17 protein-coding genes and 2 tRNA genes are annotated in these 26918 nt (G+C 36.1%); 18 read left to right on the forward strand and 1 reads right to left on the reverse strand.

Going from position 1 to position 26918, the window contains the following annotated elements:
• The first annotated feature begins 18 nt into the window (after positions 1-18).
• The 5 genes from NQ163_RS19035 to NQ163_RS19055 all read left to right on the forward strand — a co-directional run bounded on the left by NQ163_RS19035 (position 19) and on the right by NQ163_RS19055 (position 4962).
• A tRNA-Gly gene (locus NQ163_RS19035) sits at positions 19-91 on the forward strand.
• Positions 92-170: 79 nt separating this feature from the next.
• Positions 171-255: transfer RNA gene (locus tag NQ163_RS19040), tRNA-Ser, on the forward strand.
• A 65-nt stretch (positions 256-320) separates the two neighbouring features.
• Positions 321-1103, forward strand: coding sequence for a 4Fe-4S binding protein (locus NQ163_RS19045; protein ID WP_268191912.1), 783 nt, complete (start codon positions 321-323; stop codon positions 1101-1103).
• Between the two features lie 408 nt (positions 1104-1511).
• Positions 1512-3938, forward strand: a complete 2427-nt coding sequence (locus tag NQ163_RS19050) for a TonB-dependent receptor domain-containing protein (RefSeq protein ID WP_268191913.1) — start codon at positions 1512-1514, stop codon at positions 3936-3938.
• 196 nt (positions 3939-4134) lie between these two features.
• On the forward strand, positions 4135-4962 hold the full coding sequence (locus NQ163_RS19055; RefSeq protein WP_268191914.1) for a hypothetical protein: 828 nt from the start codon (positions 4135-4137) through the stop codon (positions 4960-4962).
• Between the two features lie 205 nt (positions 4963-5167).
• On the opposite strand, the gene NQ163_RS19060 is transcribed toward NQ163_RS19055, so the two are convergent.
• Positions 5168-5359 (reverse strand): hypothetical protein, encoded by a 192-nt coding sequence (locus NQ163_RS19060; RefSeq protein WP_268191915.1) that lies wholly within the window; start codon positions 5357-5359, stop codon positions 5168-5170.
• Between the two features lie 212 nt (positions 5360-5571).
• Between NQ163_RS19060 and NQ163_RS19065 the strand changes: the two genes are divergently transcribed.
• The 13 genes from NQ163_RS19065 to NQ163_RS19125 all read left to right on the forward strand — a co-directional run.
• Positions 5572-6150 carry a DUF1287 domain-containing protein gene (locus NQ163_RS19065; protein WP_268191916.1) on the forward strand — a complete coding sequence of 193 codons (579 nt, stop codon included), beginning with the start codon at positions 5572-5574 and terminating at the stop codon, positions 6148-6150.
• A gap of 181 nt (positions 6151-6331) precedes the next feature.
• Positions 6332-7243 carry a hypothetical protein gene (locus NQ163_RS19070; RefSeq protein ID WP_268191917.1) on the forward strand — a complete coding sequence of 304 codons (912 nt, stop codon included), beginning with the start codon at positions 6332-6334 and terminating at the stop codon, positions 7241-7243.
• A 587-nt stretch (positions 7244-7830) separates the two neighbouring features.
• Positions 7831-8268 carry a VOC family protein gene (locus tag NQ163_RS19075; RefSeq protein WP_268191918.1) on the forward strand — a complete coding sequence of 146 codons (438 nt, stop codon included), beginning with the start codon at positions 7831-7833 and terminating at the stop codon, positions 8266-8268.
• Positions 8269-8685: 417 nt separating this feature from the next.
• Positions 8686-10020 (forward strand): DEAD/DEAH box helicase, encoded by a 1335-nt coding sequence (locus NQ163_RS19080; RefSeq protein ID WP_268191919.1) that lies wholly within the window; start codon positions 8686-8688, stop codon positions 10018-10020.
• A 3-nt stretch (positions 10021-10023) separates the two neighbouring features.
• On the forward strand, positions 10024-10236 hold the full coding sequence (locus NQ163_RS19085; protein WP_268191920.1) for a hypothetical protein: 213 nt from the start codon (positions 10024-10026) through the stop codon (positions 10234-10236).
• Between the two features lie 176 nt (positions 10237-10412).
• Complete coding sequence (locus tag NQ163_RS19090) at positions 10413-15968, forward strand: alpha-2-macroglobulin family protein (protein WP_268191921.1); 5556 nt, start codon at positions 10413-10415, stop codon at positions 15966-15968.
• 50 nt (positions 15969-16018) lie between these two features.
• Positions 16019-18406 (forward strand): penicillin-binding protein 1C, encoded by a 2388-nt coding sequence (gene pbpC / locus NQ163_RS19095; protein ID WP_268191922.1) that lies wholly within the window; start codon positions 16019-16021, stop codon positions 18404-18406.
• A 185-nt stretch (positions 18407-18591) separates the two neighbouring features.
• Positions 18592-19638: a CNNM domain-containing protein gene (locus tag NQ163_RS19100; protein WP_268191923.1), complete on the forward strand. Its 1047-nt coding sequence runs from the start codon at positions 18592-18594 to the stop codon at positions 19636-19638.
• A gap of 131 nt (positions 19639-19769) precedes the next feature.
• Positions 19770-20708, forward strand: coding sequence for a sensor histidine kinase (locus NQ163_RS19105; protein WP_268191924.1), 939 nt, complete (start codon positions 19770-19772; stop codon positions 20706-20708).
• 151 nt (positions 20709-20859) lie between these two features.
• Positions 20860-21774: a glutaminase gene (locus NQ163_RS19110; RefSeq protein WP_268191925.1), complete on the forward strand. Its 915-nt coding sequence runs from the start codon at positions 20860-20862 to the stop codon at positions 21772-21774.
• Positions 21775-21850: 76 nt separating this feature from the next.
• Positions 21851-22390, forward strand: a complete 540-nt coding sequence (locus NQ163_RS19115; RefSeq protein ID WP_268191926.1) for a carbonic anhydrase — start codon at positions 21851-21853, stop codon at positions 22388-22390.
• Positions 22391-22452: 62 nt separating this feature from the next.
• Positions 22453-23178: a pseudouridine synthase gene (locus tag NQ163_RS19120; protein WP_268191927.1), complete on the forward strand. Its 726-nt coding sequence runs from the start codon at positions 22453-22455 to the stop codon at positions 23176-23178.
• 303 nt (positions 23179-23481) lie between these two features.
• Positions 23482-26918, forward strand: a 3437-nt coding sequence (locus tag NQ163_RS19125; protein ID WP_268191928.1) for a hypothetical protein, incomplete at its 3' end; no start/stop codon positions are given.

The raw sequence follows: 26918 nt of genomic DNA on the forward strand, positions 1-26918 counted from the left end.
AATCTTTGAAAATATTTTGCGGGAATAGCTCAGTTGATAGAGCATCAGCCTTCCAAGCTGAGGGTCGCGGGTTTGAGTCCCGTTTCCCGCTCAAATTTTGGAGAGATGGCAGAGTGGTCGTCCCGATAGCTATCGGGAGCGGCGGTCTTGAAAATCATTCCTTACATATTGGAGAGATGGCAGAGTGGTCGAATGCGGTGGTCTTGAAAACCATTGTACGGCAACGTACCGGGGGTTCGAATCCCTCTCTCTCCGCAGAATATAAGCACTAAGGTTGAAAAACCTTGGTGCTTTTTTTATGCAATAAAGTGAATGTGAATATGTCATCAATTAACCTAATCTACTTTTCTCCGACCAACACTAGTAAAAAAATAGCCCAGTATATTGGACGAGAATTAGATGTTCAAGTCATCAGTGAATTTGATATTACAAAGCCAGATCTTACAGATTTGGAAAACAAGAGATTTGAAAATGAATTGACGCTAATGGCCATTCCTGTGTACAAAGGACGTTTGCCAAAAGAGGCTGTTGCCCGATTAAAAAAGTGCAAAGCAAATAAAGCTCCGGTGATTATAGTGATTGTTTATGGGAATAGGGAATTTGATGATGCATTGTTGGAATTAAAAGATTTGAGTATTGAATTAGGGTTTGTGCCAATTGCTGCAGCAGCTTTCATAGGTGAGCATTCATATTCAAGCGAAGATAAACCAATTGCTCATAATCGTCCGGATTGTGAAGATATCTTGAAAGCAAAAGAATTTGCCAATAAAGTTGTTGCGAAAATTCAGAATTCGGATGAAAGCCAGGTGAAGGTCCCTGGTAATTATCCTTATAAGGAATTGCCTCAAGCTCCGGCAATGGCACCTGGAACCATTGCTGAGAATTGTTCATTGTGCGGGATTTGTGCAGATGTTTGTCCTATGAATATTATTGAGATTAAAGAGTCTGTAATAACGAATGCCGAAGATTGTATCTGCTGCTGTGCTTGTGTGAAATCTTGTCCAGACGATGCAAGATTATTTGATACTTCATTTATGGGGCAAATAAAAGATATGTTATTTAAGAATTGTTCAGAAAGAAAAGAGCCCGAGTTCTTTGTGTGACATTTTTAGCATTTAAAATACTTGGGTGGCAATTTGCCATCCTTTTTTTATTCTAATTTTCTTGTGAATAAGCTCGTTTAATGTTTATTGGAAATGCTGTTTAGGAGAAGTGTTTTCTTGTAGATGGAATCTGAATGTCCTATCTGAAACCGTACATCAATCTGTCCGTTATCGAACATTAGAATAAAACATCTGTAATCTTACTGGTTGAAAATGTGCAATATGTGATTTTTGGCACTATCTCTGATTGTATTGTGGAGAATGGCTAAAAAAGGCGTTCGTATTTACTAACTGACTACGCGTTTTAATACAAATATCGAAACGAAATTTGGGGTAAATAACAAGTAGATGTGATGATTGATTTGATGTAGTCTAATTTTTAAACCCACTAACAAATTAAAAAGTATTATGAAAGAAAAACTACTAATAGTTGTTTTGTTGTTGTTGAGCTTTTCAGTTTTTGCAGAAACTGAAATTACAACTGTGGTAAAAAGCGGTTCATTAACGGGTGTAATATTAGATCAGAAAACTAAAGAACCATTGCCATATGTAAATGTGGTGATACGTGATGCCAATGAGAAAATTCTTACCGGTGGGATTACTGATGTTGAAGGAAAATTCATCATTAAGAAAATCCCTGAAGGTAAAAATGTGGTTGAAATACAATTTATGGGGTACAAACCTTATACAAGACAGTTGGATTTTTCTAAAACAAAGGCGCACAAATTAGGCACTGTTCATTTGGAAGAGGATACAGAGATGTTGGGTGAGGTAACCGTTAGAGCTGAACTATCTACCATTACTCAGAAAATCGATCGTAAGGTGGTAAACGTTGGAAAAGATCTTACTGCTGCAGGTGCAACTGCTTCTGAGGTGTTGGATAATGTGCAATCGGTAAGTGTGAATAGTCAGACTGGTGCCGTTAGCTTAAGAGGTAACGAAAATGTAAGGATTTTGGTTGATGGTAAACCTACCAATATTAGTCCCGCACAGTTGTTGCAGCAAATTCCTTCTACTTCAATTAAAAGTATCGAGTTAATTACCAATCCATCGGCAAAGTACAATCCTGAAGGAATGAGTGGAATTATTAATATCGTTTTGAACAAGAATGCCAATATTGGTTTTAATGCCAATGTAAATATGGGTGTAACTCGTGGTGAAAATACACGTGCCAACGGTTCATTTGATATGAATTACAAGCAAGGAAAAGTGAACTTTTTCCTAAATTATGGAGCAAACGGTGGTAAACGAAATAATTATGGTGATGTTTTAAGAAGTGCTTTGGACGAAAATGGACAAGCAATTTTATCAGATGATCTTCATCAGAAATTTAATTTCGATAGTGAAAATTACTCTCATTTATTAAAAGTAGGTGCTGATATCTATTTGAACGAAAAGAATACATTTTCTTTTTACACAACTCAGAACTTTCGCAATGGTGATTTTGAAGGAACAACCAAGATTTACAGAGGTAATAGTTTGGACTTTCACAATTTGATGAATTCAAAAACTGATAATTCAACAGGAACCTATAATGTTAATTATAAAATCGATTTTGAGAAAGAAGGACACAACCTGGAGTTTGAAGCTACCTATAGTACGAGTGATGCTCCTGAAGATGCATCTTATAGAGAATTGCTAAATCCGGATGATCGCAATTCCAATTACTCAGATAATATTGAAAATGAATATACCAATACGCTTCTGAATTTAGATTACACAAATCCTTTGTCAGAAAATACAAAACTGGAAATGGGTTTGGAGTTAAGACTGAATGATACCGATAACTTACGAGTAACCGATCAATATGATTTTACCAATACAAAAGTTGATAATTCGGCATTTAGTTACGACAGAAGTATCTACTCAGGATATGTGAATTTGAATCATAAAATTGATAAATTCTCGATGCAAGTAGGCGCAAGATTGGAGCAGTATGAAGTGGATGGAGATTTTATCAAAGGGGACGAAAAGGCAAAATATACCGATAGCAGATTTACGGTTTATCCTTCGGTATTTTTCACTTTTAACCCAAGCGAGAGAAATCAATTTCAGTTGAGCTACAGTCGTAGAGTCGATCGTCCTTCAATTAGACAGGTAAATCCTATTCGAGAGTGGAGTACACCTTTGATTAGTTCTTTTGGAAATCCAGAATTGGATCCTCAGTTTACCAACTCGTTTGAGTTCAATTACACAAAAGGATTAAAGAAAGGATCGGCAACGTTTGGAGTATTCTACCGCCGTGTAAGCGGAAACATTTCACGAGTATTGAATAAAGATCCGCAAGATATTGAAAAGGTAGAGATGTCGTACTATAACACCGATGATAACGATCGTTATGGTTTGGAGTTATCGGCAAATTACCGATTCTTTAAGTGGTGGTCGATGAATGCAAGTTCCGATTTGTATATTCAGAAAGAAACAGGAGTTTCGAATGGAGAGAACTTAGAGATTACCAACAATTCGTTCAATGTACGTGTTGCCAATAGCTTTACTGCAACCAAAAAGTTGAGATTTCAGCTGTTTGCCATGTATCGTGGTGGCGGAAAAGACTTGCAGTTCGAAGTTGATCCGATGTGGATGATTAATACTGGTGCAAGCTATCGTATATTGAAAGGAAAAGGTACCATTACCTTTAGAGTAAATGACATTTTTGAAGGAATGAAGTTCAAGTTTGATTCGGAAGTACCATACCGTCAAAATGGTGAGTTCCATTGGGAAAGTAGAACTGCTTACCTGGGATTCTCTTACCGATTTGGTAGTGGTAAAAACAAAGCCAAGCAACGTAAGCGTAGAGACAATCGCGAAACGCAAGGTGGCGGTGGTTTCATGTAATAGTTAGCTTACAACAACTACATATAATTAGTTTAATTGCAATCTCCCTGTTCAGTAATGAGTAGGGAGATTTTTTTTGATATGAGTCTGAGGATTGAATTAGATGTTGATTTTCAATAATCTAAAGATGTGTTTTCTTGAAAGCCCTATTGTGAATTCGTAACTTTGTATAGAGCGAAAACTTAAATGTAGAGTCATGAAAATCTGCTGCTTGTATATCGTGTTTTTTGCTTTAAATATAGCTTGTTCAGGTTGCTTGGTAAGTACTTCTTTTGCAGAGTCGCAGCGAAAGAATATTATCATTAGTGATGAGCTTGTGGCCAGTGCTGATGTGTTGAAAGTAAAATTGAATCTTAAAAAATCGAAGTGGGGTGTTAGGTTTGGAGATTACTATGCACTCGAAATTGAAATGGAAGATTCTGAGCCTAAGGAAAGTTCAAACTTTTTAGAATCAAAGGTAGAAACTAGTGTGAAAAATGAGATTTCTTTCCTGTTGGTTAGTGATTTAGATTCAGCCAGAATTATTGGAATTACCAATATTGTAACGAAAGAAAATAGGGCTGTAAGAATACTTAAAGATTGTTGGGGTGTAGATTTTTATTTGGGGAATAATAAAATAAGAAGGCACTCTCACTTCTTGTCGTCCTCAATCAATACAAATATCAAAGGGAATGAATATTGGTTGTTAACAATGGAATTGGTGTATGGGAGCAGTGTTGAAGATATAAGCAAAGCTTATTTAAGCAATGGAACAAGGAAGATCGAGATTGTTCCTGTTATTTCTACCAAAGCTGGTGATAGACCTAAAATGTATCCTGCCTTAGGATATGAGTTTATCGAGAATGGAAAATCTCTGTGCGCTGTTCAATATCATAGCGGGGGAATGTTAGGATTGTTCAAAAAAACGGTTTGGCTGCGATCCGATTTGCCTTCCGATATTAAATTCATACTTGCTTCGGCAATGACTTCTATGATTTTGTTGCAAGTCCCCGATAGTGAGGAAACTCATTCATTTGAAGATTAATCCACAGGTCTGCCTTTCTTGATCTTTGATAATTTTTGCAAAGTAATTTGGTTGTTTCTAAAGGCAAACTGAAAGCTTTGAATTAATTCTTTGTGAAGCCTTAGTGATTCTGGTTTTGAAGCTTGCCAATCAGCATTTGTTTTTTTCTATCGCTGTTTGATTCTACCCGGTTCAACTGTGCTTTTCTTAGTGCATTAGCTTGCAATCATAATTTATCAACATGGTTGGTGGGCATATGTATGGCAGTTAGCTTTGGTAAATCTTCTGTAGCCCTTGTGTGCATTAATTCTGCTCCATAAATGTATATTTCGAATGGTATGGCAGGCTTTTTGATATTTGCTTTGTCAATGGCATTGATTTCGTCCAATAAGTTTTGCAAATTTTGTTCGTTAGTCATTGCTTTGCATTTAGCAATAAATTTTAGATTGTTCTGTTTATTAAGTAAATTGTTTGGGTGTACGTTATTACTGATTTGTAATCAGGGATTATGGAGTGAAGAATATTCATTCTTTTGAAAGATATCTGGATTAAAAATCCAGAACTCCGAATCTGCAAATTTACAGGTGCAAAAAGAATATTAATCTTCCCGTAAGGGTCAAACAAAAAAATATGAGAAAATTAATTGTAAGTCTTTTTATTCTATCATTTTCCCTTGCGGTCTTTGCGCAAGAGTTTAATCAAAAGTTGTCTGATGCGGCAAAAGAGCTCACCAGGCAGCATGTGGTTTACGATCCATCTTATTTTGCAATTGATTACCCCAATGGTGATGTTCCATCAGATAGAGGAGTATGCACTGATGTAGTAATTCGTGCTTATCGCTTGTTGGGAATCGATTTGCAAAAGGAGGTGCATGAGGATATGAAGGCGAACTTTGCACTGTACCCTAAAAATTGGGGGCTGAAAACCACTGATAAAAACATCGATCACAGAAGAGTGCCGAATTTGATGACTTTTTTCGAGCGCAAAGGGATGATCAAAACCAAAAACAGAAATCCAAAAGATTACTTGCCTGGTGATATCGTTTGCTGGGACTTGGGTGGTGGAATAACTCATATTGGAATTGTAATTGATCTGATGTCTCGCGATGGGAAAAGACCATTGTTTGTTCACAACATTGGAGCAGGACAGGTGGTGGAAGATTTGCTGAATAAGTATACCATTATTGGTCATTATTCTTATAAGAAGTAAAAGGTTGTTATTTCTGATTTGTAATCAGGAATTTAAGAATATTTACTCTATAGTTAGATGTCAGATTAAAAATCCTATACTCCAAACCTGTAAATGGCAATATTACAGGAGCTAAGGTTTAAATTTGTTTATGCGATACTGACAACCCTTTATTAAAAAGACAACTATAAATATATCGTTTATGAAAGCATTTTTCTTGTTACTTCTAATAATTCCTTGTCATCTTTATTCTCAGGTTCATATTGATTCGATAAGAAAAATTGAGATTACTGATGTGTTATATAAAGGTGTGGAGTTGAAGCCTGTTTATGGATTTCGTCAACCTATTGCAATAGAGTTGGATTTAGATTACTCTGGAAATAAATTTAAAATAGAAAATCAGAATTTGGAATGGGTAATTTACGATATGCACTTATTGGAAGGCCCTGTAATTATGGATAGAATCAAAAAAGAGGATATCGACAAATATACTCAACTGCAAAGCTTAATACCTGATTCTATAAGTAAGTTTAGTGAAAAGATTAAGAAGTATCACAAACTTTATTATTGGAAACCTACGAAAATAGGGAAGGTGTCAAAAGATAAAATAGTTCAATTATTGAATGAATTAAAAAGAATTCCATCTCATTCGGTATTTAAAGAATTGGGGTATACTTGGGATATTTATCAGGAGAAATCATCTGAATATTTGAATAAGTATTTGAGCTTAGCTGATCAAAGAGATTTAAATGAGGAAAAGAAGGTGTTTTGTTTAAAGCAATTAAATAAGAAACATCTTATAAATAAAGAAGCCAAAAAGATCATAAGAACTCATGCATTGTGTGAAAATAATACCATAATCATGAAAATTATTACCAGTTCCGATACCATTACATATAAAACAGGAGGGAGTGGTACTTTTATGTTGCCATGGTTAATTACGAATTATAATGGTTATAGGTACAATCCGAATATTTCATTACAGGTTGGCGAATTATTACCTGATGGTTTATCAAAACAAAAACTGCTGGGTAAAAATTTTGAGGAGGAGGTGTATTTTGAAATGATTGAGGAATATTGTTTAAATAACCGAAGGAGATTTAGGAAAAAATAGAGTTAATGAATTTAAAAGTAATATATAAAAGAAGCTTGATGCTATCTTTCTTATTTCTGTTGATAGCTAGTGCTTTTAATATTATGCATTATCCTTTTGCTATTGAGTTGTATTGGATAGCGTTTGGGATAAGCCTTATATATGTTGTTATAGGTCTGTATATGATTGTGAAGAATAATGAAATCGGTTTAATTGAAAAGATAACATGAGGCGTAGGATTTATTTTATTATCTACTCTTACAGGTGTCTTATGTTATTATTTTGTAGTCAGAAGGCATTATGCTGGAAAGTCGTAATTTTTATGTGAAGTGTTGGAGGAGAGTAGGTGATAAACCAAGGCTAAATTCATTTCTAAATTGGTGTAAGTTATTGATTTTGCAATTAATCTTCTGTAATTTCAGTAGAACTTTTCAATTCATACTGAAAAGTAAATTATACCATTTAAATTTCAGAGTGAGCTTTTAGCGAAACTGTGGAATATTAAATTGAAATGCCGATATATAATTAGTTAGTCTTTTGGAGTAATACGAACAAAAGGCTCATACTAATTAATAATCGGTATTAATACAAACCTTAATACATAAATCATGATAACACTTAATGTTTACCTTAATTTTAATGGAAATTGCGAGGAAGCTTTCGACTTTTACAAATCGGTTTTGGGTGGAGAATATACTCATATAGCTCGATTTGGAGAAATGCCTCCTTCGGATAATTGTCCGCCAGTTGCAGAAAAAGATAAGAATTTGATTATGCATGTTTCTTTGCCAATAAGTAAGGAAACCGTGCTAATGGGGAGTGATTCTTCAGAGGCATTCGGACCTCTTCCAACTCCAGGGAATAATTTTTCTTTATCAATTGATACAGATTCAACAGAGGAAGCAGATCGTATATTCGCTGGACTTTCTGCAGGTGGAAATGTAATCATGCCAATGGATAAAACATTTTGGGGATCGTATTTTGGGATGCTTACCGATAAGTTTGGTATTCAGTGGATGGTGAGTTTTCAATTGGAGCCACATTGATCAGTGAACAGTAAACAGTGATCAGTAATAATGTGGAGCCGCAAGGAATTGCGGCTTTTGTATTTCTAATGGGTTGATTTAGAACTAATATTGTTAATATGCTGTTAATCCAAACTATTAAACTACCTTTGACGCTCATTTATTAACCTGAGTTCGGTTTAAAATATGCATACAGTTTCAACTATTTTTTAGGAGAAATTATTACAGATTTTAGAAGTACCATTGGGATAATACAAGAAAATATGGAATGATTTATTCAAAAAATAGTGAAATCAATAAGAAAAGTCATCTTCAAACAATCTTTGCTTTAAAAATTCATCAAAATACGTCCAGTATTCTCTCTTAATTTTTAAATCAAATCTTGAAAAATCTGACTTTCTGTATGAATATTTTAAATCAAACTCAGGTTATAGACATATGACATTTGACAAATTAGATATTGTAGAACCGATATTGAGATCGATAGAGGCGAAAGGTTATACAAATCCCACTCCGATTCAGGCGGAGGCAATACCAGTTTTATTACAAAAAAGAGATCTTTTAGGTTGTGCCCAAACAGGAACTGGGAAAACTGCAGCCTTTGCCATTCCAATACTTCAGAATTTATTGGAAGATGGTCACGGAAAGGTAAAACGAAAAATAAAAGCTTTGGTGGTTACACCTACAAGAGAGTTGGCCATACAAATTGGTGATAGTTTTACAGAATATGGTCTACATACAGATATCAAAAATACAGTAATTTTTGGAGGGGTAAAGCAAGGTGCACAAACCGAGGCATTGGCCAAGGGTGTTGATGTGCTGGTAGCTACTCCAGGCAGACTGTTGGACTTGATTAATCAGGGATTTATCTCATTGCGAGAGATCAGGTATTTCGTGTTGGATGAGGCAGATCAGATGTTGGATATGGGATTCATTTACGATATCCGAAGAATTATAGATCAACTGCCAAAACGTAGACAATCCTTATTCTTTTCGGCTACTATGCCTCCAAAAATTGTAAGTCTTTCGAAGCAGATTTTGGGAAACCCTGAGAAGATTACCATTCAGCCACAGCAAACTACGGCTGAAAGGGTTGAGCAGTCCATCTATTTTACCAGCAAGAGTAAGAAGTCAAAACTTCTAACACACTTGCTAAAATCAAGAGAGTTGGGATCTACTTTGGTATTCTCGAGGACCAAGTATGGAGCCGATAAAATTGCACGAATTCTTAGAAAAGCCGATATCAATACAGAGGCCATTCATGGTAATAAAACGCAGAATTCGAGACAGAAGGCCTTGAATAATTTTAAAGAGGGAACAACCAAGGTGTTGGTTGCAACCGATATTGCAGCACGTGGAATTGATGTTGCAGGTTTGGCTTTGGTAGTGAATTATGATTTGCCAAACATTCCGGAATCATACGTTCACCGAATTGGTAGAACGGGTAGAGCCAGTGCAAGTGGGGAGGCCTTATCTTTTTGCAGTCAGGATGAATTGCCATATTTAAAGGATATTCAGCGTTTAATTAAGCAGACTATTCCGGTAATTAAGGATCATCCTTATCTGGCAGAGGAAATGCCGGAATTGCCGAAGGAGGAAAAGAATACAGAGAAGAAAAGCGAGAAGAAAAAGCCAAGATCTCGTTCGGGTAAGCCTAATGGTTCTGGCAAGAAGGATTGGAGAAGAAGGTCTAATTCAAAAGGCAGGTCTGGTTCTCAAAACGGATCGGGATCACAAAAAAGGTCGGGTAAGAAAAGATCATTTAAAAAATAAGCTATGGATCAGAAAGATTTCGACAAAATCAGAAAGATTAAAAAGGAATACAAAGAAGCTTATAAGCCTTGGAACAGAGAAGATGACGATGAATTAATCAACTTGTTTTTTGATGGTGTACCTGTTGGCGAAATGGCCATTAAGCTGAAGAGAACCAAAGGAGCTGTTCGTGCTCGTATTCGTAAAATGGAACTCACAAAGATCAAAAAGAAATAGCTGTCCAAATAAAATTTACTAATTGCTAAGTTGCATATAATAAGGTCGAATAGAGAAATCTGTTCGATCTTTTTTTATAATATGCCTTTTAAAAACAATAAGATTGTGTTTTTATTTGATTAGTCATTTTCAATTGCTAATATTATGCTGAATTATCAATCCCAACTATTTATAAAATGAGAAAAATTTTCTGCCTTCTAATTGTGCCGTTAATTCTCTTAACGGCAGTCAATTCCTGTAAAAATAAAAAAGTAAGCAAAAGAAAAGTCGATCCTGGATTTGGACAGTATATTGCTGCATTTACCTCGGGAGTAATATCTGCAGAATCGATTATTGAAGTTCGATTGGTGAGTGATTATAAAAATCCGATTGAGCCAGGACAGGAGTTAGAAGCTGGAATTTTTACGCTTACTCCAAAGTTGAGTGGTAAAGCTTACTGGAAAGACCCAAGAACCATTGAGTTTAGATCCGATTCGAGAATGAAATCGGGTGGCATTTACAATGTAAATGTGAAAATTGGGAAGTTGATGGAGGTGCCTGAAAAGTATAACAATTTGAAGTTTAACTTTCAGGTAATTAAGCAAAGCTTCAGCTTTACGGGCGAGGGCTTACAATCCTACGACAAAAGCGATATGAAGTCGCAGAAATACAAAGGATATCTTACTACTGCAGATATAATTAATGACGATGAAATTGAATCAGTGTTAACTGCAAGTTTGGATGGAGAAGAGAAGCCAATTAGCTGGACTCATACTGGCGATGGCAAAATTCACCATTTTGTAGTGGATAGTTTGTTAAGAACCGAAGATAAACGAGAGTTGATAGTTCGATGGGATGGAAATAGAATTGCTGTTGATGAGAAGGGAAAAGAAGAGGTAGAGATTCCTGCTCTGAATGTGTTCAAATTGATGAGTGCAACAGTGATTCAACAACCTGAGCAATATGTTTCTCTTCGCTTTTCGGATCCTTTAAAGAAAGATCAAAATCTGAAAGGATTAATTCGTATTGATGCTCAATCAACTTTCAGATTTATTATTGATGGAAATGAGGTAAGAGCTTACCCTCAATACAGATTGGCAGGCAGAAGAACAATTAATATTGAGGAGGGAATTAAGAATGCACTGGATTACTCTTTGACAAAGAGCAAGAAGTTAGAGTTGATTTTTGAAAACATTAAACCTGCAGTTCGCCTGTTGGGGAAAGGTGTTATTTCTCCTTCATCACAGGGATTGATTTTGCCATTCGAGGCAGTTAGCCTAAAGGCATTGGATTTAAGAGTAATCGAAATTTTCGAAAACAATGTTCATCAGTTCCTGCAGGATAATAGAATGGGTGGACACGAAAGGTTGAGAAGAGTTGGTCGATTGATTTTACAAAAACGTATTGACTTGGGGAAAAATGAAGCCATTGACCTAAGAAAATGGAATGCTCATACCATTGATGTTGCCAGTTTTATTGATGTAAATCCAGGAGCAATCTACCGATTGGAACTTCGATTCAGAAAAGAATACTCATTATATGGATGCCAAGATGAGAAAGAAAAAGAGGACAATTTGGCATCGGTTGATGAAATGATTGCTGAGCAGGAGTTGGAAAATGAAATGAAGCAATGGGATAAACCAGGATGGTACGATGATTATTTTTATCCAAGAGGATACAATTGGAATGAAAGAGAAAATCCTTGTCATGTTTCCTATTACCGATCAGGAAGATTTATTAACCGCAATATATTTGCTTCTGATTTGGGTTTAATTGCAAAGGCTGGAAACAATAAATCAATCACTTTTGCAGTAACCAACCTGCTTACAGCACAACCTGAAACCGGTGTTGAGTTGGAGGTTTACAATTATCAGAAGCAACTAATGGCCAGAGTGAAGTCTGATAATCAGGGATTCGCTACTGTACAATTGGATAGAAAACCTTTCCTTTTGGTAGCCAAGAAAGCTAAGCAAAGAGGATACCTTCGTCTTGATGATGGTTCGTCATTGTCCTTAAGTAATTTTGATGTTGGTGGAGCAAGAATTCAGAAGGGAATTAAAGGATATATTTATGGAGAGCGTGGGGTTTGGAGACCGGGAGATAAGCTGTTCCTTACTTTTGTATTGGAAGATGCAGGAAAAACTTTACCCGAGAATCATCCTGTAATCTTTGAATTGTTGAATCCGGATGGACAAACTGTTGTGCATAGGGTGAGTACAAGTGGGGTAAATGGATTTTATTCATTCAACTGCGAAACAGATGCTGAGGCTCCAACAGGAAACTGGATGGCAAGAGTAAAAGTTGGAGGAGCAAACTTTACCAAAAAAGTTAAAATTGAGACGGTAAAACCAAATCGTTTGAAAATTAATTTGGATTTTGGAAGTGAGATTTTAAAATCAAAAGCATCAGGTCAAAATCTTGACATGGAGGTGAAATGGTTGCATGGTGCTACTGCACGCAATTTAAAGTCAAATGTTAGCCTTAAATTTTCACCAAGCAAAACATCATTCAAAAAATACAAATCATACATTTTCGATGATCCTGCCAAAGAGTTTGAAGCGGATGAGCAAGTGGTGTTCGACGGTAAGGTGGATCAGAATGGAAAGGCTGTTGTTCCTCTCAACCTGAAAGGAAACAAATCGGCTCCGGGGATGTTGAATGCGAATTTTGTTACCCGAGTATTTGAAGAAGGTGGCGATTTTAGTATCGACATGCAGAGGGTGAAATTTGCACCATACAATTCTTTTGTTGGGATGAAAATGCCGGAATCGAAAAGAGGTTGGTACCTTACAGATACAGATCATGAATTAAAAATAGCTACTGTTGATGCAGAAGGAAATCCTGTGGATAGGAAAAAAATTGTGGTGAAGGTTTACAAGATTGGCTGGCGCTGGTGGTGGGATTCCAGCGAAGAAAATTTGGCATCTTATATCAGAAGATCATCCACTCACATTGTTGATTATAAAACCATTTCAACCAAAAATGGACAAGCTAGCTATAAGTTGAATATTGAATACAACGACTGGACTGATTATGGACGTTATCTGATTCAGGTATTCGATCAGGAGAGTGGTCACTCAACTGGAATTACGGCTTATTTCTCAGAATATTATGGAAGATCACCGGAAGGAATGCCAGGCAATGCAAATATGCTTTCGTTTGTTTCGGATAAAGACAAATATGAAGTTGGAGAGGAAGCAACAATTACAATTCCTTCATCGAAAACAGGAAAAGCATTGGTGAGTATCGAAACTGGAGCTAAGGTTTTGGATGCATTTTGGGTTGAAACCGATTCTCGAGAGTCGAAGTTTAGCTTTAATATTACTCCAGATATGGCACCAAACGCCTATGTGAATGTAAGTTTAATTCAACCTCATGCTAATGTTGAGAATGATTTACCGATCAGAATGTATGGTGTAATTCCTATTATGGTGGAAGATCCTGCTACACGATTGAATCCTCAAATTGATATGCCAGAAGTGCTGGAGCCTGAGAAGGAGTTTGTTGTAAATGTATCGGAAAAAGATGGTAAACCAATGACTTATACCATTGCTGTTGTTGATGATGGTTTGTTGGATTTAACCCGATTCAAAACTCCTAATCCTTGGTATACCTTTTATGCTCGTGAGGCACTTGGGGTTAAAACTTGGGATATGTTCGATTTGGTAATGGGAGCATTCGGAGCTCGTTTAGAGAATGCATTTGCTATTGGTGGTGATGAGGATTTGAAAGGCAAGAAGCAGGCCAAGGCCAATAGATTTAAGCCTGTGGTAATGTTTTACGGTCCGTTTACTTTACACTCGGGAGATTCTAAAAAGCACAGGATTAAAATGCCAAACTATGTGGGTTCTGTAAGAACCATGGTTGTTGCAGGAAACAAGGGTGCTTATGGGAATGTGGAGAAAACCTCGAAAGTTCGCAAACCATTAATGGTATTGGCAACTTTACCAAGAGTGGTTGGTCCGGATGAAACCGTGAAATTACCAGTTACTGTTTTTGCTATGGATCCAAAGGTGAAAGATGTAAAAGTTAGGATTCAGCCTAATGAATACTTGATTCCTCAGGATGGCAAAGAGAAAGCCATTGTGTTTGAAAAAACAGGCGAGCAAGTGGTTAATTTTGATTTAAAAGTTGCTGCTAAGCTTGGTATTGCAAGAGTTAAAGTAATAGCTGAAAGTAGTAATTTAAAAGCTACATATGATATTGAGTTGGATGTTCGTAATCCGAATCCTAGAGTTGTTAATGTTACTGATACGTTACTGACCAATGGAAAAACATTTGAAATGGCGGTTGATTTGCCGGGAATGGAAGGAACCAACAAGGCAGTTTTAGAACTTTCAAATATTCCTCCTATCGATTTTGGTCGTAGGTTAGAATACTTGATTGATTATCCTCACGGATGTATTGAGCAAACTACTTCTTCGGTATTCCCGCAAATGTATTTGAATGGAGTTGTTGAATTAACAGCAGACCAAAAAGTAAGAATTGAAGAGAATATTCGTGCTGGCTTAACCCGATTGTTGAAGTTCCAAATGGCAAATGGTGGTTTTAGTTATTGGCCGGGAGGAAATTATGCAAGTTCCTGGGGAACAAGTTATGCAGGTCATTTTATGCTGATGGCTGAAGAGAAAGGATATACGCTTCCTATCGGATTAAAATCATCGTGGTTGAAGTATCAAAAATCAGCTGCCAAATCATGGAAGAAATCTACTTACGAAGGTTATTCTTACCGAAGAAATGATCTTCTTCAGGCATATAGATTGTATACTCTGGCATTGGCAGATGTGCCTGATTTGGCATCGATGAATAGATTGCGAGAGCAAAGCAATTTATCGAATGATGCAAAATGGAGATTGGCTGCAAGCTATAGAATTATAGGTAAAAAAGAAGTTGCAGAAGAGTTGATCTCAGGCTTGAGCACGGAAGTAAAATCGTACCGAGAGCACTCTGGTAGTTTTGGTTCTTCATTGCGTGATAAGGCTATGATTTTGGAAACCTTAAGCCTTTTGGATCAGAGAACAAAAGCTTTCCCATTGGTTCAGGAAATATCTAAAAAACTATCCAGTGATTCTTGGATGAGTACCCAAACCACAGCCTACTGTTTGGTGGCTATGGCCGAATTTGCAGGAGGTGAAAATCCAGGTCAAATGTCATTTTCTTATACCCTAAATGGTAAAAGGGAAGAGATGATAAGTTACAGCCCTGTAAAACAGATTCCAATAGACGTGAAATCTGGTAAACCAAAAGTGAAGATTGAGAATTTATCAGATGCAGTGCTTTACACTAGAGTAATTGCCAGCGGAATTCCTGTTGCAGGTGATAGTACTGCAGTTGAGAAGAATCTGAAATTAAGAATTGTGTACAAGGATATGCAAGGAAAAGTTATTGATGTAAGTAAGTTGCAGCAAGGAACAGATTTTAAAGCAGAGGTGACAATCGAAAATCCTGGTGTAAACAAATATGAGCAAATGGCCTTGACACAAATTTTCCCATCAGGTTGGGAAATTCTGAATACTCGATTTGGAGAAGTGGATCAGGTAAATGAAAACGATATGCCGGATTATCAGGATATCAGAGATGATCGTGTTTACTCTTATTTCGATTTGGACCGATATAAGGACAAAACGTTTACCATTGCTTTAACTGCTGCTTATGTAGGTAAATATTATTTGCCAACTATTTCTTGTGAAGCAATGTATGATAATAACATTAATGCCCGCAAACCGGGTCAATGGGTTGAGGTTGTAAAATAAAATCAAAAGAAAACCTGTTAGGATATGTAGTACTGACAGGTTTATTTCTGATGAAAATATTGAAAGTAAGATATTGTAAATCGAGAAAATGCCGCATTTTATTGTTGGCATTTTTTCTGCTATTGATTTTGTTTTGGTTTTCATTGCCAAAGCAACTTTTTCATGATCCGTACTCAACAATTTTGTATTCGAAGGAAAGTAAACTGTTGGGAGCCAGAATTGCAGATGATGGTCAGTGGAGATTTCCTGAAATAAAAGAAGTCCCAAAGAAATTTGAGAGATCACTATTGGCTTTCGAGGATCAATACTTTTATTCTCATCCTGGAGTGAATCCTGTTTCGATGGGAAGAGCGCTCATTCAAAATTTAAAAGCAGGGAAAGTTGTAAGTGGGGGAAGTACCATTAGTATGCAGTTGATTCGAATTTCCCAGAAAGGCAAATCGAGAACGGTGTTTCGTAAGATTCTGGAAATGATTTTGGCATTCCGATTGGAAATAGGATATTCCAAGGAAGAGATTTTGGCTTTGTATTCTTCTCATGCTCCTTTTGGAGGAAATGTAGTTGGATTGGAAGCTGCATCCTGGCGATTTTTTGGGCGTACTCCCGATGAATTATCTTGGGCAGAAGCTGCAACTTTAGCTGTTTTACCGAATGCGCCATCTTTGATTTATCCGGGAAAAAATAGTGAGATATTACAAAGGAAACGAAATGGATTATTGGATAAACTATACAGAATTGGTGAAATTGATTCAACAACTTGTGAGTTGGCAAAACTAGAAGATATTCCGCGCCAAATTCACCATTTGCCAAGAGTTGCACCTCATTTATTGGATCAGGTGCATAAAAAGAATAAAGGGGAGAGAGTTGTTTCTACCATCAATTTTGGATTGCAGAACAGGGTAAATGAAATTGTTAAAAGACACCAAAAGAACCTTGAGGCAAATCAAATTTACAATATGGCTGTTTTGGTAGTTGATACCAAAAGCAGATCGACTTTGGTTTATGTTGGAAATACTGAAAATACAGGAAAAAGAAAGCATGGTAATCAGGTTGATATTATTCGTTCACTTAGAAGTACAGGTAGTCTTTTAAAGCCATTTTTATTTGCCAGCATGCTAAACGAAGGTGAAATTTTACCCAATACTTTGGTTGCAGATATTCCTACTCAAATTGCTGGTTATTCACCTAAAAATTTTGATCTTAGATACAATGGAGCAGTTCCTGCTCAAAAAGCATTGGCTCGATCATTAAACGTACCGGCGGTGAGAATGCTTAAAGATTATGGAGTTGAAAGATTTCATTTTTTCTTAAAAAAGATGGGCATGTCCAGTTTGAACAGACCAGCTGGTCATTATGGTTTATCGCTAATATTAGGTGGTGCAGAGGGAAGTCTTTGGGACATGTGTGGCATGTATGCCAGCATGTCTGGAATTTTGAATCATTACAACGCAAATGATGGAGTATATTATTCAAACGAATTTCAAGCTCTTCAATTTGTTGAGGATTCAATTCAATGGAAAAATCCCAATTCGCAGGCATTTTTAAAAGCATCATCTGTTTATCAAACATTCGAAGCATTGTTGGAAGTAAATCGCCCTGATGGGGAAAGTGGTTGGAGGGCTTTTTCTTCATCGCAAAAAATTGCCTGGAAAACAGGGACTAGTTTTGGATTTAGAGATGCATGGGCCATTGGTGTAACATCGGATTATGTGGTTGGAGTTTGGGCTGGAAATGCTGATGGAGAAGGAAGGCCCGGCTTAACAGGAGTTGGAGCTGCTGCACCCATAATGTTTGATGTATTTGATTTATTACCGAAAAGTGAATGGTTTCAACAACCTGTTGATGAGATGGAATTGGTGCCAATTTGTCGAAATAGTGGATACAGAGCTGGAAGATGGTGCGATCAGGTTGATACGGTTTGGATAGGAAGATCTGGCTTGGAAACAGATGTGTGTCCATACCACAAACAAGTTCATTTGGATGCTACAAAAAGATATCGTGTAAATTCGGATTGTGAAAATGTGGATAAGATGGTACACAGATCATGGTTTGTTTTGCCACCTGCAATGGAATGGTATTATAAGAAAAGAAATCCATTGTACAGGCCCTTACCGCCATTTAGGGATGATTGTGTTGGAGTCGCTGAATTGCAAGCTATGGAATTAATTTATCCCAAATCGAATAACAGGATATTTGTGCCAATTGGCTTGGATGGTAAACGAGAGAAAATTGTATTTGAAATTGCCCATCATGATCCTAATGCAAATGTTTATTGGCATCTGGATGGAGAGTTTATTGGAACAACTTGTGGAAATCATCAGTTAGAAATTGCTCCGGGAGAAGGAAAGCATTTGATAACATTTGTTGACGAGGAAGGAAACTCTCTGTCCAAACGATTTCAAGTTGTTGGTAAACAAGAACATCAATTGAATTACTAAAATTCGGGATTATGCTGATTAAAAATCAGTAAAAAGAAGTATTTTGGGGCAAAATAACTTGTAATACCGATTAGTAGTTAAAATTACTCAATTGTTGCACTTTGTTTATAATTGAGTTTTTATCATCTATCGGCATTATACTGTTAGAATGTTAATTTATAAAATGCTATAACAAAAAAATCAACATGTTTCTTCTGTTTTTCTACCTCTTTTTAGCACTCTTTGTTTCCTTTCTGTGTTCAGTAATGGAATCGGTACTTCTTTCTACGCCAGTTTCTTTTCTGAATGTGAAAAAGGAAAATGGAGTAAAGTCTGCCAATACTTTTATCAAACTAAAAGAGAATATTGAGAGACCTTTGTCTGCAATTCTTTCCCTAAATACAATAGCCCATACCATTGGAGCTGCTGGAGTTGGTGCCGAAGCTACAAAACTTTTTGGCGAGGTTTATTTTGGTGTAATCTCTGCGGTATTAACTTTTCTAATTTTGATATTCTCCGAAATTATACCTAAAACTATAGGAGCATTGTATTGGAGAAATCTGGCTATTGTTTCAGGTTTGATTATTAATGGGATGGTTTTTCTAACTTATCCTTTGGTGGTTTTAACTGGTTACATCTCAAAAATATTTTCTCGTGGCGAAGATGAAGTTTCTGTGAGTCGTGAAGAAATATCAGCAATGGCTAAAATTGGGACTGAGGAAGGAGTATTCGAAGAAAAGGAGAACAGAATCATACAAAATTTAATCAGGTTAAAAAGCTTGAATGTTACGGAAGTGATGACACCTCGTGTGGTTGTTGAAGTGGCTGATGAAAATATGTTGTTGAAGGATTTTTTGGGGAAAAAGAAATATCTGTATTATTCTAGGATTCCTGTATATCAGGAAAATAAAGACAATATTACAGGCTATGTGTTTCGACAAACTGTATTTGAGAAGTTGGCAGAGGGGCAAAAAGATTTGAAGTTAAAAGATCTGATTCGTCCAATAGTTGTGGTGCCTGAATTTCAAACGCTTCTGAATACTTGGGATAAACTGTTAAGTGAAAAAGAACATATTGCTTTGGTGGTTGACGAATATGGAGGAATGGATGGTATTGTTACCATGGAAGATATCATTGAAACACTACTTGGACTGGAAATTATAGATGAGAGAGATAAAATTGTGGATATGCAACAATATGCCAAGGAAAGGTGGAAAGAAAGAAAAGCCAAATACAATATATTCGAAGATTAGTGAAGTGATGTAATTTTCACTTTTGTCCTGAGCTTAGTTATTATGATCTAATTGACAGTTGTTTAATGTTGTTGGATTATTTATTTTTGTGAACTTTATGTAGAGATTTTTCTGTTATTTGATTTAAGGTTGTGAAAAATAAGAAAATAAAGTTCGAGTATAAATTTTTATTAAGCTATTTGATCATTGGTGGTTTGTGGATATTATTTTCCGACCGAGCATTAAAATCATTAATATATGATATTAATTACTTAACGGTAATTCAAACATATAAAGGCTGGTTTTATGTATTGGCTTCGGGACTCTTGTTCTATGCTTATTTACGAAGAAATCTTCATAAAATCCGCAAAGCAGAGCAAAAAGCAAAAAAAAGTGAATCCTTAAAATCTGCATTTTTACAAAACATGTCCCATGAAATTAGAACTCCTATGAATGGGATTGTTGGTTTTGTGGAGCTGTTAAAGAGTGAAAACTTAAGTAAAGAGCAAAGAGAAAGATATATGGATATCATTCATAAATGTTCGAATCAACTACTGGGTGTGGTTAACGATGTTCTGGACTTGTCATTAATAGAAACTGGAAATGTTACGATAGAACGAGGAAGAGTTAAATTGAACAATTTGCTTGATGAGGTTTTCTCTTCTCACATCGAAACACTTGATAATGGTGTGCAATTAACCGTTACAAAGTGTGAAATTATAGCAGATGCAGAGCTTATCACTGATGAGGTTAAGTTAAAACAAATATTGGATAACCTTCTGAGTAATGCGAAGAAATTTACTTCTCATGGGAAGATTGAATTTGGTTTTGAACTACAAAATAGAAACCTTTTGTTTTTTGTAAAGGATTCAGGTTTAGGGATACATCCCGATATGATTAAAAGGATTTTTAATCGTTTCGAAAGAGCAGAAGTAGAAACCACCAAACTATCCGGTGGAGCAGGTTTAGGCTTAGCCATTTGTAAAGGAATTGTTACAAAAATGGGCGGTGAAATTTGGGCGGAATCTGTTCTCGGTCAGGGCACTAACTTTTATTTCACCTTACCGTATGTAACGGAAAGTGATGAATAACTGAGGTATTAGAGGAGGATTTAATCATTATATTTCCAACTTTTTACAAAAGAAGAATATTTTGCAATTATTAGGAAAATACTACGTGTAGATTATGGATTAAGGAAATCTATTTTCTAGTTTTATGGCAAATTGATTTCAGACTTTTTTAATGAATTACAATACGATTTTTACCGATATTAATGCAAAGTTGAGCTCTTATAAGGATGATGGAGCAGTTGCATCTTATATTCCTGAATTGCAAAGAGTATTACCAAATAAATTTGGTGTTCATTTGTGTTCTGTTGAGGGAATGAATTACCATTTTGGGGATTCAGAAGAGAAGTTTTCAATTCAAAGTATTGTTAAAGTACTTTCATTAGCAATGGCTTTTGAAATAGAAGAGGATAAACTTTGGAAAAGAGTGGGGGTGGAACCTTCAGGAAATCCCTTTAATTCATTAGTTCAGTTGGAATATGATGAAGGAATTCCTAGAAATCCGTTTATTAACGCTGGAGCGATCGTTATTTCTGATGTGTTGGTGAGTAAATTGGAAAATCCTAGGGAAGACTTTGTTGAATTTGTTCGACATCTGTCTGGTAACAATCAAATAGATTATTGTGATCGTATTGCACAATCGGAGAAATCGAAAGGGTATAGAAATGCAGCCTTATGTAACCTGATGAAGTCTTTTGGGAATATCGAGAATAATATTCATGAAGTAATAGATTTTTACTTTGATTTGTGTTCTATTGAAATGACTTGTAGTGAATTGGCACGAACATTTTTGTTCTTGGCCAATTATGGTAAAGATCCAATTAACGGCAATCAAATAATTAGTTCTAGTAAGTCGAAGCGAATTAACGCAGTAATGCAACTTTGTGGTTTGTACGATGAGGCTGGTGAATTTTCATTTAAGGTTGGATTGCCTGGGAAAAGTGGAGTAGGTGGTGGAATTGTCGTAGTGCACCCTGGAAAATACAGCATGGTAGTTTGGAGTCCACGATTAAATAAAAAAGGCAATTCAAATAAAGGCATGAGATTTTTAGAAGAGTTTACTAGTTATACTGAATCATCTATATTTTAATTTTTGGTATTTGCAAAAGAGATTCAATTGGTTATCTTTAGAACCATTCTAAACATTAACTATTATCAAAATTACCATGAATCAACTTATTGAAATTAATTCTACGGAAGATATCCTTTCGAAGTATCAGAATACCCCTATTGCTCTACTATTGGAATATCATAACCTTAAAAAGCCTTTTACCGATTATAGCAAAGCAGAGTTGTTGGTAGGAATGTGTATGGATCATAGAAAACATCTTCATATTCCTGAGAATTTTTCCTATATCATTCGTACGGGAGGAGCTAATCTTAGATACAGTGAGTTTAAAGTTTCATATGCCATTTCGGTAGGTGGAATTAAGCATATCGCATTGATTGGACACAATAATTGTGGAATGGTTAATTTGGTTTCGAAGAAAGGGCAATTTATAGATGGATTGGTGAATAATGGAGGTTGGAGCAAAGAGAGAGCGGAAGAGCATTTTAACAATTTTGCCCCAATGTTCGAAATCGGAAATGCTGCTGAATTTGTTGCCTTGGAAGCAAAAAGATTGCGTAAAAAGTATCCAAATATTATTGTGGCACCACTGTTTTATAATGTTGATAACAACAAAATGTACATGATTGAGGAGTGATGGTAAAAAATATTCCATTACTTTTGTCAACCTTTTAATATTAATAACAGGCGATTTAAGGAATGGAATATACCCGACTAAATAAGGCAATTGCAGAAACAGGATATTGTTCACGTCGAGAAGCGGATAAGCTGATTGAAACGGGCAAGGTGAGAGTGAATGGCAAAGTTGCTGAAATGGGGTTAAAGGTTACCAATTCAGATGAAATATCTGTAAAAGGTCAGGTTGTAACAAAAACTGTTCGGAATATTTACCTTGTATTTCACAAGCCTGTTGGAATTACATGTACAACCGACCTCCGAGTTAAGGGAAATATTGTCTCATATATCAATTATCCGGAAAGAATATTTCCAATTGGTAGATTGGATAAACCGAGTGAAGGATTAATATTTATGACCAATGATGGTGATATTGTGAATAAAATTCTTCGTTCAAGAAATAATCACGAAAAGGAATATATTGTTCGTGTAAATAAAAAAATTACCAACGACTTTATTCGAAGAATGAGTAATGGAATTCCAATTTTGGATACGGTTACCAAAAAGTGTAAAGTTTGGAAGGTAAACAATCATACATTCAAAATTATACTTACCCAAGGTTTGAATCGCCAGATTCGTAGAATGTGTGAATATTTAGGTTATGACGTTACCATGCTAAAACGTCTTAGAATCATGAATATTGATTTGGGAACTTTAAAGCCAGGAAAATATCGCTCTTTTACGAAGAAAGAGCTTAAAGATTTGTTGATTTTGTGTGAAGATTCACAAAAAACACATGATGGATTTTAATTTAAAAATTTTCGTTTAGAACCCTTATTCCTGTTACATTCTTCAATTTATTTCGGCTAAAAACAGATCTTTTTATTAGCTGTAATCCTATTATTTAATCTCAATTTGAATAAAATAATCTTACCGTACAAAACTTCTCATTATCAATGAGATGAGTTTTTGTTTAAGAAAACTTAGCTTTAATTTGAAGTTTTTACAAACTTTAATCACTAAATTTACGTAGTTAAAGAAATAAAAGTGATCATTCGTCAAAAATGGATTATTGTGAGAGACTTGTGAGCCAAAGTAAAAAGAGGAGGAGAAATGAATAAACTTTTACGACTGCTTTGTTCTACGTGCGTTTTTATATTTGGTTATCATTTTGGGACTGCGCAAATTGTAAGTCCAAAAAGTGATACCACTATTTGTGTTGGAGAATCTGTTATTCTGCAGGCGGCTCCAGGCTCTTATATGTACAATTGGAATACGGGAGATTTGTCAAAAAATATTACTGTATCACCCCTTACAACTACTACTTATTCTCTTAGAGTTTTTATTCCTGATAGGGAGACGGAATTAATTGCAAATGGTGATTTCGATTCTGGAAATATAGGTTTCTTTAGTGAGTATGTTTATTGTCCAGATCCGATATTATCTTCTTCCAATCATTCACATCCACAGTCTTTATGGGAAGAGGGAAGGTATGCAGTAGACGATAATCCGAATGAATATCATGCAAATTTTTCTCCTTGTGGAGGTCATTCAGGAAATAGTCCAGACAACTACTTAATTGTAAATGGTGCACCAGATGAAAATGTTGTTGTATGGAGTCAAACCATTACAGTCAATCCAAACCAATATTACGCTTTTTCTACTTGGGCTTGTAACGTTCATCCAACAAACCCCGCTCGCCTTGAGTTCATGATTGATGGAGTACTTATGGGTGACTATATCGAACCAAGTTCTGGATCAACATGTAATTGGGAGGAATTTTATTCACTATGGTATTCTGGTTCGAAAACATCTATTGAAATTTCAATTGTAAATAAGAATTTAATTCGAAGTGGTAATGACTATGCCTTGGATGGTATTTCATTTAATCCATTGGTAGAAGTTCCTGATTCAAGAACGGTAAATGTAGTAGATCCTGCTACTGTAAATGCTGGCTCTGATCAAACGATATGTGGAAACACACGAGCATCACTTTCTGCAACTGCTACCAATTATACTGGATTTTCTTGGGCAAGTTCAGGTGATGGAACATTTACAAAGCCCAATAGTTTTAATTCTAAATATATACCTGGCGATAACGATATTGCTACAGGATCGGTTGTTTTAACAGCATTGGCAAATGCCAACTCACCTTGTGGTGTAGTAACCGATAATTTGACTCTAACTATAAATCCTGCTCCAGATCCTAATTTAGGAGACCTTCAGATTTCTTGTAATGGAAGTCCTGTAACTCTTGATGCTGGTGGAGGAGGTGTTTTTTACCAGTGGAGTACGGGAGAAAGATCTTCAACAATTGATGTTACTAGATCAGGAAACTACTCAGTTATAGTTGCTAATAGTTTTGGTTGTGTTGAAACAGATAATGTTTATGTCGATTTTGTGCCAAGTTTAAATATTGATTTGGGACCTGACATTACTGTTTGTGAAGGGGAAGCAGTAGTATTGGATGCAGGAATATCTAATGCCAATTATTTATGGAGTACTGGAGAGACTACACAGCAAATCATAGTGTATTCGGCTGGGAACTATTCGGTAACAGTTTCAAATAGTTATGGTTGTAACGATTCAGATGATGTAAATGTTAATCTGACTCCACTACCTGTAGTTGATTTAGGTCCCGATCAAGAATTAATAGAAGGTGATGTGATTCGCCTGGATGCTGGAGTACATGCACAATATATATGGGATAATGGTTATAATGGACGATATTTGGATGTAGATAAACCTGGCCTTTATGCTGTTAGAGTTTATGATTCGAATGGATGTTCAGCTATGGATATGGTAAATGTTTCAGGAGGAGCGGGTTCGGTACCTGAAATTAACTTAAATGATACCATTATCTGTAGAGGGGAATCAGTAGAGCTTTTTGCAGGTGAAGGATTTTTATTCAACTGGGATGTAGATGGTTTATCTAGTCGAGTTATGGTTAGTCCCGATTCTACACAAACATATCATTTAAGAGCATTCTATATTGATGAGACCATTGAAATGGTACAAAACGGAAACTTTAATCTGGGAAATGTGGGATTCACCAGTGATTACTATTTCTGTTCTGATCCTGCTGCTAAAGATTGTAAAGAGCAAAAAAGTAAATATACCATCAATAGTAACACAACAATATTGGGTGGAGGCTTCCATGATTGTACAGGTGTGACAGGAAATGATCCTGATAATGTAATGGTAGTTAAGGGAGCCGAAGCAAATTACACCGTCTGGGAACAAACGATAAATGTTGATCCTGCTAGTTACTATGTTTTCTCAGTGAATATCGCTAACCTACACTCGAATAGTTATGATGAATTTGAAGTGATGGTAAATGGGGTAAGAGTTGATCATTTTTATACTGATGAGCCTTGTGATTGGGATCTGTTTAAGAGTTTGATTTACACTGATGGATTAACACAATTGACAATTTCGATTGATAATGTGAGCACTTCTGGTGTTGGAAATGGTTATGCTCTCGATGAGATAAGTATGTTTAAATTGGCAGAATTGCCATTAGATGTTACCGTTACTGTGGTTCAGAATGTTGATGCAGATGCGGGGAATGATTTATCAATTTGTGAGTCAGAAACAGTTTCATTAAATGGTACAGTTCAAAATGAGTCTTCTTTTGTATGGAGAACTTTAGGAGATGGTACTTTTGATGACAACAAGAATTTAAATGCAAACTATACTCCAGGTTTAAGCGATATAGCCAACGGATATGTTAATCTTGAATTAGGAGCTCAACCCATTGCTCCATGTATTGTACCCGATTTGGATACACTTCGCGTGGATATTAATCCAAGTTTATCCATTGATTTAGGTTTGGATAGAGAATTATGTCAGGGAGATTCGGTAATATTAACGGCTAATTTTGCAGGAGGAACTTATTTATGGAATACTGGAGAAACAAGTCAGTCTATAGTTGTAAAAACTGCAGGGAATTATTCAGTTATAGTTACTGATATTAACGGTTGTAATGGTACAGATGATGTAGATGTTAAGGTAAATGTCAACCCTGTTGTTGATTTGGGACCTGATCAAGTAACTTGCGAAGGAATTGCTGTCAGTCTAGATGCAGGTCATATTGGTTCATCATATGTATGGAGTAATGGAGAAACTCTTCAGGCAATATCGACTTCAATTGCTGGGAATTATTCTGTGGTTGTAACAGATGTTAATGGCTGTGTTGGAATGGATGATGCTAATATCATTGTCAATATGTCTCCAACAGTTGATTTGGGAGCAGACCAGGAAACCTGTGCTGGAGGAAGCATTACTTTGGATGCCGGAAATGCAGGCGCTAGCTATTTGTGGTCAAATGGAGCAACAAGTCAGACTATCACAGTAAATACAAGCGGTAATTATTCAGTAGTGGTAACAGACGGCAATGGCTGTTCAGCTACGGATGACGTGAATGTCACGGTTCATCCAAATCCTATTGTGGACCTTGGAACAGACCAGGAAACCTGTGCTGGTGGCACAATCACTTTGGATGCCGGCAATGCAGGCGCTAGCTATTTGTGGTCAAATGGAGCAACAAG

Source organism: Marinifilum sp. D737, assembly GCF_026672275.1.
Taxonomy (GTDB): domain Bacteria; phylum Bacteroidota; class Bacteroidia; order Bacteroidales; family Marinifilaceae; genus Marinifilum.

Excerpts from the sequence above, each read along its gene's own strand:
- NQ163_RS19055 (WP_268191914.1), top strand. The coding sequence starts at position 4,135 with ATGAAAATCTGCTGCTTGTATATCGTGTTTTTTGCTTTAAATATAGCT.
- NQ163_RS19080 (WP_268191919.1), top strand. The coding sequence starts at position 8,686 with ATGACATTTGACAAATTAGATATTGTAGAACCGATATTGAGATCGATA.
- NQ163_RS19065 (WP_268191916.1), top strand. The coding sequence starts at position 5,572 with ATGAGAAAATTAATTGTAAGTCTTTTTATTCTATCATTTTCCCTTGCG.
- NQ163_RS19060 (WP_268191915.1), bottom strand. The coding sequence starts at position 5,359 with ATGACTAACGAACAAAATTTGCAAAACTTATTGGACGAAATCAATGCC.
- NQ163_RS19100 (WP_268191923.1), top strand. The coding sequence starts at position 18,592 with ATGTTTCTTCTGTTTTTCTACCTCTTTTTAGCACTCTTTGTTTCCTTT.
- NQ163_RS19045 (WP_268191912.1), top strand. The coding sequence starts at position 321 with ATGTCATCAATTAACCTAATCTACTTTTCTCCGACCAACACTAGTAAA.
- NQ163_RS19070 (WP_268191917.1), top strand. The coding sequence starts at position 6,332 with ATGAAAGCATTTTTCTTGTTACTTCTAATAATTCCTTGTCATCTTTAT.
- pbpC (WP_268191922.1), top strand. The coding sequence starts at position 16,019 with ATGAAAATATTGAAAGTAAGATATTGTAAATCGAGAAAATGCCGCATT.
- NQ163_RS19085 (WP_268191920.1), top strand. The coding sequence starts at position 10,024 with ATGGATCAGAAAGATTTCGACAAAATCAGAAAGATTAAAAAGGAATAC.
- NQ163_RS19115 (WP_268191926.1), top strand. The coding sequence starts at position 21,851 with ATGAATCAACTTATTGAAATTAATTCTACGGAAGATATCCTTTCGAAG.
- NQ163_RS19110 (WP_268191925.1), top strand. The coding sequence starts at position 20,860 with ATGAATTACAATACGATTTTTACCGATATTAATGCAAAGTTGAGCTCT.
- NQ163_RS19090 (WP_268191921.1), top strand. The coding sequence starts at position 10,413 with ATGAGAAAAATTTTCTGCCTTCTAATTGTGCCGTTAATTCTCTTAACG.
- NQ163_RS19050 (WP_268191913.1), top strand. The coding sequence starts at position 1,512 with ATGAAAGAAAAACTACTAATAGTTGTTTTGTTGTTGTTGAGCTTTTCA.
- NQ163_RS19075 (WP_268191918.1), top strand. The coding sequence starts at position 7,831 with ATGATAACACTTAATGTTTACCTTAATTTTAATGGAAATTGCGAGGAA.
- NQ163_RS19120 (WP_268191927.1), top strand. The coding sequence starts at position 22,453 with ATGGAATATACCCGACTAAATAAGGCAATTGCAGAAACAGGATATTGT.